Genomic DNA, 6439 nt, shown 5'->3' with positions numbered 1-6439 from the left:
TTGTCGGTGGCGATGGCGGGGAGGGTACGCCCGGTCCCATTCCGAACCCGGTAGCTAAGTTCCCCAGCGCTGATGGTACTGCACTCGGTGGGGTGTGGGAGAGTAGGACACCGCCGACACATTGTTTAGAAGGGGTCTCCTTTCCCGAGTTTCGGGGAAGGAGACCCCTTCTCTGTTACGTGCGACGAATCATCGCGCTACACAGCCCGGACAAGGGCGGGCCGCGAAGGGGCCCGCCCACTTCGTCAGGACCGCGCCGACCTCCTGCGTCGCAGCAACTCGAAGCACAGCACCGCTGCGGCGCTCGCGACGTTGAGCGACTCCACCGACCCCTCCATCGGGATCGACAGCGGCTGCGCGATGCGAGACCGGACCTCTTCGGACAGCCCGGAGGTCTCGCTGCCGAGCACGAACACCGCGCGCGACCCGAAGTCTGCGTCGAAGATGGTCTCCTCCGCGGCGGCCTCCAACGCGTACAGCGGGTACCCTGCTTCGGTCAGCATCTCGGCGGCCTCCCCGGCGGTGCGGGTCCGCAGCACCGGCGCGTGGAACGCCACCCCCGCCGATGCCTTGACGACCAGTGGGTCCAGGCTCGCCACCCCGCGGTGCGGCACCACGACGCCGTTGATGCCCGCGGCGGTCGCCGTCCGCAGGATCATGCCCACGTTCGCCGGGGTCGTCAGGCCGTCCAGCAGCAGGATGTGCTGCGGCGCGGTGGCTGGATCGTCCAACGCATCGGCCAGGGGCCGCATCCGCGGCGCCACGACATCGGCCACCACGCCCTGGTCGTGGCGTCCGTTGCCCGCGAGGACCTTCACCCGGTGCGCGCTGGCGCGCTGCACCCGCACGGCGCGGTCCGCCGCGGCCTCCTTGATCTCCTCGACGACCGGTCCGCGGATTCCCTCGGCGAGGATCACCTTGTCCACCCGCAGGTCGCGGTCGGCCAACGCCTCCAACACGGGCTTGCGGCCGTAGATCGTCAGGAACCGGTCTTTCGGGGAAATTCCGCTGGTCACGGCGTCCAGTGTCACATGGCCCCACCATGAGCCCGCAGTGGGAATCACTCGGGCCGCGTCGAGTTCTGTGCCAGGATCGCGGGCATGTCCGATCGCCTCTCCGCAGTCGACGCGTCCTTCCTGTACCTGGAGGACTACACGACCCCGATGCACGTCGGTGGCGTCGCGGTGTTCCGCCAGCCACGCAGCGGGTTCGACTACGACCAGGTGCTGGCGCTGATCGACCGCCGGCTGGGGCTGGTGCCGCGCTACCGCCAGCGCGTCATGCAGGTGCCGGGGAAGCTGGCCCGCCCGGTGTGGGTGGATGACCAGGACTTCGACATCACCTACCACGTGCGCCGCTCGGCCCTGCCGAAACCCGGGAGCGACGAACAACTGTACGACCTGGCCGCGCGGCTGATGTCCCGCAGGCTCGACCACACCCGTCCGCTGTGGGAGCTGTACCTGGTGGAGGGCCTGTCCCGGAACCGGGTCGCGGTGATCACCAAGACCCACCAGGCGATGGTTGACGGCATTGGTGCCATCGACATCGGCCAGGTGATCCTGGATGTGGAGCGGAACCGGGAGGTCCCCGACGCGGACGAGCTGTGGGTGCCCCGACCGGAACCGCGACTGGCGGAGCTGCTGGCCGAAGCGGTCGCCGACGCGGTGCAGCGGCCGGGCGAGGTGGTGGAGAACGCGCGGGCCGCGTTGGTCGACCTTGCGGCCACGGTGCAGCGGGTGACCCGAGCGCTCGGCGGTGTCGCCTCGGCGATCCGCACCGCCGTGATCCCCGCCCCGAGCGGCCCGTTGAACGCCCCCACCTCCACCCAGCGCCGTTTCGCGGTCGCGCGCGCGACGCTCGACGACCTGCGCGCGGTCCGGCACGCCCACGGCACCACCGTCAACGACGTCATCCTGGCGGTGGTGGCCGGTGCGCTGCGGAACTGGCTGCTGTCCCGCGGGGAGATGGTGACGCCGTCGACGACGCTGCGCGCGATGGTGCCGGTCTCGGTGCGGTCCGATGACACCGAGGCGAACGCGACCTACCTGGACACGGCCAGCCTGCCGGTCGGATCGGTCGGCAACAAGGTCTCGGCGTACCTGGTGGATCTTCCGGTCGGCGAGGGTAACCCGACGGTCCGCCTGCACCAGGTGAGCCACGCCATGCGGGCGCACGCCGATTCCGGGCAGTCGGTGGCGGCGAGCGCGTTGGTGAAGGTGTCCGATTTCACACCGCCGACCCTGCACGCCCTGGGCGCGCGGGTGGCCAACCAGTTCTCCGACCGGCTGTTCAACGTGCTGGTGACGAACGTTCCCGGCCCGCAGGTGCCCCTGTATGCGGCGGGGGCGAGGATGATGGAGATGTTCCCCGTGGTTCCGTTGGCGAAGAACCAGTCGCTGGCGATCGGCGTCACCTCCTACGACGGTGGTGTGTACTTCGGGCTGAACGCGGATCGGGACGCGATGCCTGACGTGGACGTGCTGGCGGCGATGATCCGGGAAGCGGTGGACGAGATGATCGGGACGGTCGACGCATGAGGGTTTACCTGCCAGCCACGATGCCGATGTTGCGGCAACTGGTGGAGAACAAGCAGCTGCAGCCGTTGGGGGGCACCGCGTTCGCGTTGACACCGGCGCTGCGCGAGTCCTACGCCAGCGGTGACACGGAGGAACTGGAGTACGCGGCGATGCGGGAGGCGGCCCGCGCCTCGCTGCGGTTGATCGCCGGTGACCTGGGGTCCGGGGATAAGGTGGAGCTGCGCCGCGTGGTGATCTCCGCTGACGTGAAAGAGGCGGAGCTGCGCCCGGATCTGGACCACGCGGTGGTGAAGGTGCCTGGTCCGGTGCAGTGGCGCCAGGTGGCGGCGGTGCACGTGGACGCCGAGGACGCCGAGGACGCGGTGCGCGCGGCGGCCGAGGTGGTCGACGAGGCCGATCTCGGCGATCCGGACGCGGACTTCACCCTGGGTGAGGCCGAGGACCACGAACTGGCGTGGTACGCACCGCAGGAGGTTCCGTTCCTACTCGAACTGATGTGACGGCTCCCGGCTGACCAGGATGAGGTCCTCACCGAGATCATCCCACTGAACTGGCCCGGGTCCGGTGTCAGCCGACTCCGCGAACCACGCTAGCAACGATCGCGTGAGGCCACAGGGGACGATCGCGCTCGTTCGGGGGACACGGCCGCGGCTTCACGCAGGTAAGAGCGGCGAACAGCGCGGCTCAGACCTCGTCGAGACCGGCCCGGGAGCGCAGCAGGCGGCGCAGTGAGGCGAGTAGCTCGACGCTGCCGCCGTCGTGGGCGTAGGTGTCGAGGTGGCAGTCCGGGTCGTCGCCACCGCCGAGGTGACCGCAGTTCGGTGGGCATTCCTCCGCTGCTTCCGCGAAACCCTCGAACGGGGCGATCACGTCGTCGGCGGTGACGTGCGCCAGCCCGAACGAGCGGATGCCCGGGGTGTCCACCACCCAACCCTTGTCCGGCAGCGGCAGTGCCACCGCCGAGGTGGAGGTGTGCCGGCCCTTGCCCACGCCGCTGACCTCGCCGGTGGCCCGGTCGGCTGCCGGGACCAGCCGGTTGACCAATGTGGACTTGCCGACGCCGGAGTGCCCGACCAGCGCGGACACTCGGTCGGTGAGCATGGCCCGCAGTTCGTCGGGTTCGGTGTCCAGCCGGGTGATGGTGATCGGCAGGTCCAGGGACCGGTAGGTGGCGAGCCACTCGCCGGGCTCGGCGAGGTCGGCCTTGGTCAGGCACAGCACCGGGCGCAGCCCACCGGCGTAGGCGGCCACCAGGCAGCGGTCGATGAACCCAGGGCGCGGCGGCGGGTCGGCCAGCGCGGTCACGATGACCAGCTGTTCGGCGTTGGCCACCACCACCCGCTCGTAGGGGTCGGTGTCGTCGGCGGTGCGGCGCAGCACGCTGGTCCGCTCGGCGACCCGCACGATGCGGGCCAGCGTGTCGGGGCGGCCGGAGACATCGCCGACCAGGTCGACGCGGTCGCCGACCACCACGGGGGTGCGGCCGAGCTCCCGCGCCCGCATGGCGACCACCAGCCGGTGCGGGTTGCCGCCGATCGCGCAGGTCCAGCGGCCGCGGTCGACCGCGACGACCATCGCCGCCACCGCGTCGGCGTGCTTGGGGCGGTGCTTGCTGCGCGGTCGACTGCCCCGGCGTCCGGGGCGCACCCGCACATCGGATTCGTCCAGGTCCCGCCAGCCGCGCTTGCCCATCAGCCCGCTGCCTGCCCGATCACGCCGCCTCCCGCAGCATCTGCGCCCACATCCCGGGGAAGTCGGGGATCGTCTTCGACGTCGTGGCGATGTCCTCGACGACGATTCCGGGCACCTTCAATCCAAGGATGGCCCCGGCGGTGGCCATCCGGTGGTCGGCGTAGGAGTGCCACGTCCCGCCGGTCAGCGGCCGCGGTTCGATCAGCAGCCCGTCCTCGGTCTGCTCGACCGCGCCGCCGAGCTTGGTGAGCTCGCTCTGCAGCGCCGCGAGCCGGTCGGTTTCGTGGCCGCGCAGGTGCGCGATGCCGCGCAGCTGCGACCGGCCGGGCGCGAGCGCGGCCAGCGCGGCGACGGTCGGGGTGAGTTCCCCGACGTCGTGCAGGTCGATGTCGACGGGACGCAGCTCGTCGGGGCCGGTGACGGTCAGGCCGTCGCCGTCGCGCCGCACCCGCGCGCCCATCCGGTCCAGGATGTCGCGGATGGCGTCCCCGGCCTGCGTGGTCTTCTCGGGCCAGCCCGGCACCGTGACCGTGCCGCCGGTGGCGGCCGCGGCGGCCAGGAACGGGGTCGCGTTGGACAGGTCGGGTTCGACGTACACGTCGAGCGCGCGGATCGAGCCCGGGGCGATCCGCCACGTGTCGCGCTCGCTGTCGTCGACCTCCACCCCGGCGGCGCGCAGCATCGACACGGTCATCTCGATGTGCGGCAGCGACGGCACCGGTTCGCCGTCGTGCACCACCGTGACGCCCTGCGCGAACCGGGCCCCGGACAGCAGCAGCCCGGAGACGAACTGCGAGGAGGCGGACGCGTCGATGGTGACCGCGCCGCCGGGCAGCCCGCCGGTACCGCGGACCGCGAACGGCAGGGCGTTGCCGTCGATGTCGGCGCCGAGCGCGCGCAGCGCGTCGAGCACGGTGCTCAGCGGGCGTTTGCGGGCCTGCGGATCACCGTCGAAGGTGATCCGGCCGTGCGCCAGCGCGGCGATCGGCGGCACGAACCGCATCACCGTGCCGGCCAGACCGCAGTCGACGTCGGCCGGTCCGCGCAGCTCGGCCGGGGTCACCTGCCACGATCCGGCGGGGCCGTCGGAGACGGTGGCGCCGAGCGCGCGCAGCGCGGCGGCCATGAGTTCGGTGTCCCGGCTGCGCAGCGGGGCGTGCAGCGTCGACGGGCCGTCGGCGAGCGCGGCCAGCACCAGGGCCCGGTTGGTGATCGACTTCGAACCGGGCACCGGGACGGTCGCGTGGACCGGACCGGTGGCGACGGGGGCGGGCCAGAGCTGCGTCATGCTGCAATGATCCCCCACCACAGCGCGGCGGTTCAGCAGCGGGGGCCGCTCGCGGGGCGGGCGGGACGGAAAGCGGCTCGCGATGGCTGCTGAGCGAATATCCTGGTCCTCGACCGGAACAACCACTCACGAGGGCGGCCCGGCATGTGCGGCAGGTACTCCTCCACGAAGGATCCCGGCAGGCTCGCGGCGGAGTTCGCCGCGCTGGACGCCACCGGCGGCGCCGCACCGGGCGCGGACTTCAACGTCGCCCCGACCAAGCGGGTGCTCACCGTGGTGCAGCGGCACCCGGTGGACGACACCGGGGAACGCAACCTCGAGCGCACCGAGCGCAGCATCCGCGTGATGCGCTGGGGCCTGGTGCCGCCGTGGGCCAAGGACCGGTCCATCGGCAACCGGATGATCAACGCCAAGTCGGAGACGGTGACCACCAAGCCCGCCTTCCGCACCTCGATCAAGCGCTACCGGTGCCTGCTGCCCGCCGACGGCTGGTACGAGTGGAAGCGGGAGGGCACCCGCAAGCAGCCGTTCTTCATGACGTCCCCGGACGGGGCCAGCCTGGCGTTGGCCGGCATCTACGCGACCTGGCGCGATCCGCAGGCCGAGGACGCGCCGCCGCTGGTGACCTGCTCGGTGCTGACCACCAGCGCGGTCGGCCCGCTGACCGAGATCCACGACCGGATGCCGCTGCTGCTGCCGCCGACCGCGTGGCAGCGGTGGCTCGACCCGGATCTGCCGGACGTGGCCGACCTGCTCGCGCCACCGCCGCGGGACCTGGTCGACGCCCTGGAGCTGCGGCCGGTGTCCACCGCGGTGAACAACGTCCGCAACAACGGCGCCGAACTCATCGAACGCGTGCCGCTCGACGACCAGCCGCAGGCGGTAGGTTTGGACCGGAGGTGACCGGTTCGCGGCCGGAGGG

6 protein-coding genes and 1 rRNA gene are annotated in these 6439 nt (G+C 71.6%); 4 read left to right on the top strand and 3 right to left on the bottom strand.

Annotated elements, in window-relative coordinates; translation table 11 throughout:
• Positions 1-2 precede the first annotated feature (2 nt).
• Positions 3-119, top strand: a 5S ribosomal RNA gene (gene rrf, locus IEY17_RS23235).
• A 126-nt stretch (positions 120-245) separates the two neighbouring features.
• Here the strand turns inward: rrf and IEY17_RS23230 are convergent.
• Entirely contained in the window at positions 246-1031 is a 786-nt protein-coding gene (locus tag IEY17_RS23230; protein WP_229680521.1) for a TrmH family RNA methyltransferase, read from the bottom strand.
• 69 nt (positions 1032-1100) lie between these two features.
• Between IEY17_RS23230 and IEY17_RS23225 the strand changes: the two genes are divergently transcribed.
• Together IEY17_RS23225 and IEY17_RS23220 are read left to right on the top strand one after the other, a co-directional pair.
• Positions 1101-2537, top strand: coding sequence for a WS/DGAT/MGAT family O-acyltransferase (locus IEY17_RS23225; protein WP_188991269.1), 1437 nt, complete (start codon positions 1101-1103; stop codon positions 2535-2537).
• Positions 2534-3037, top strand: coding sequence for a DUF6912 family protein (locus IEY17_RS23220; RefSeq protein WP_188991267.1), 504 nt, complete (start codon positions 2534-2536; stop codon positions 3035-3037). Before IEY17_RS23225 ends, IEY17_RS23220 begins: the two co-directional genes overlap by 4 nt.
• A gap of 184 nt (positions 3038-3221) precedes the next feature.
• Here IEY17_RS23220 and rsgA read toward each other — a convergent pair whose 3' ends face one another.
• Positions 3222-4229 (bottom strand): ribosome small subunit-dependent GTPase A, encoded by a 1008-nt coding sequence (rsgA, locus tag IEY17_RS23215; protein ID WP_188991265.1) that lies wholly within the window; start codon positions 4227-4229, stop codon positions 3222-3224.
• A 19-nt stretch (positions 4230-4248) separates the two neighbouring features.
• On the bottom strand, positions 4249-5517 hold the full coding sequence (aroA, locus tag IEY17_RS23210) for a 3-phosphoshikimate 1-carboxyvinyltransferase (protein ID WP_188991262.1): 1269 nt from the start codon (positions 5515-5517) through the stop codon (positions 4249-4251).
• 144 nt (positions 5518-5661) lie between these two features.
• On the opposite strand from aroA, the gene IEY17_RS23205 reads away from it, so the two are divergent.
• On the top strand, positions 5662-6420 hold the full coding sequence (locus IEY17_RS23205) for an SOS response-associated peptidase (protein ID WP_188991260.1): 759 nt from the start codon (positions 5662-5664) through the stop codon (positions 6418-6420).
• Positions 6421-6439: the final 19 nt, after the last annotated feature.

The sequence above is a fragment of the Saccharopolyspora thermophila genome (genome assembly GCF_014646075.1).
Classification (GTDB): Bacteria; Actinomycetota; Actinomycetes; order Mycobacteriales; family Pseudonocardiaceae; genus Saccharopolyspora; species Saccharopolyspora thermophila.
The sequence above is the reverse complement of the archived record's forward strand: the minus strand, read 5'-3'. Positions and strand labels throughout refer to the sequence as shown.

Bases quoted from the DNA above. Each gene is read 5' to 3' on its own strand.
- IEY17_RS23225 (WP_188991269.1), top strand. From the start codon at position 1,101: ATGTCCGATCGCCTCTCCGCAGTCGACGCGTCCTTCCTGTACCTGGAG.
- IEY17_RS23220 (WP_188991267.1), top strand. From the start codon at position 2,534: ATGAGGGTTTACCTGCCAGCCACGATGCCGATGTTGCGGCAACTGGTG.
- rsgA (WP_188991265.1), bottom strand. From the start codon at position 4,229: ATGGGCAAGCGCGGCTGGCGGGACCTGGACGAATCCGATGTGCGGGTG.
- aroA (WP_188991262.1), bottom strand. From the start codon at position 5,517: ATGACGCAGCTCTGGCCCGCCCCCGTCGCCACCGGTCCGGTCCACGCG.
- IEY17_RS23205 (WP_188991260.1), top strand. From the start codon at position 5,662: ATGTGCGGCAGGTACTCCTCCACGAAGGATCCCGGCAGGCTCGCGGCG.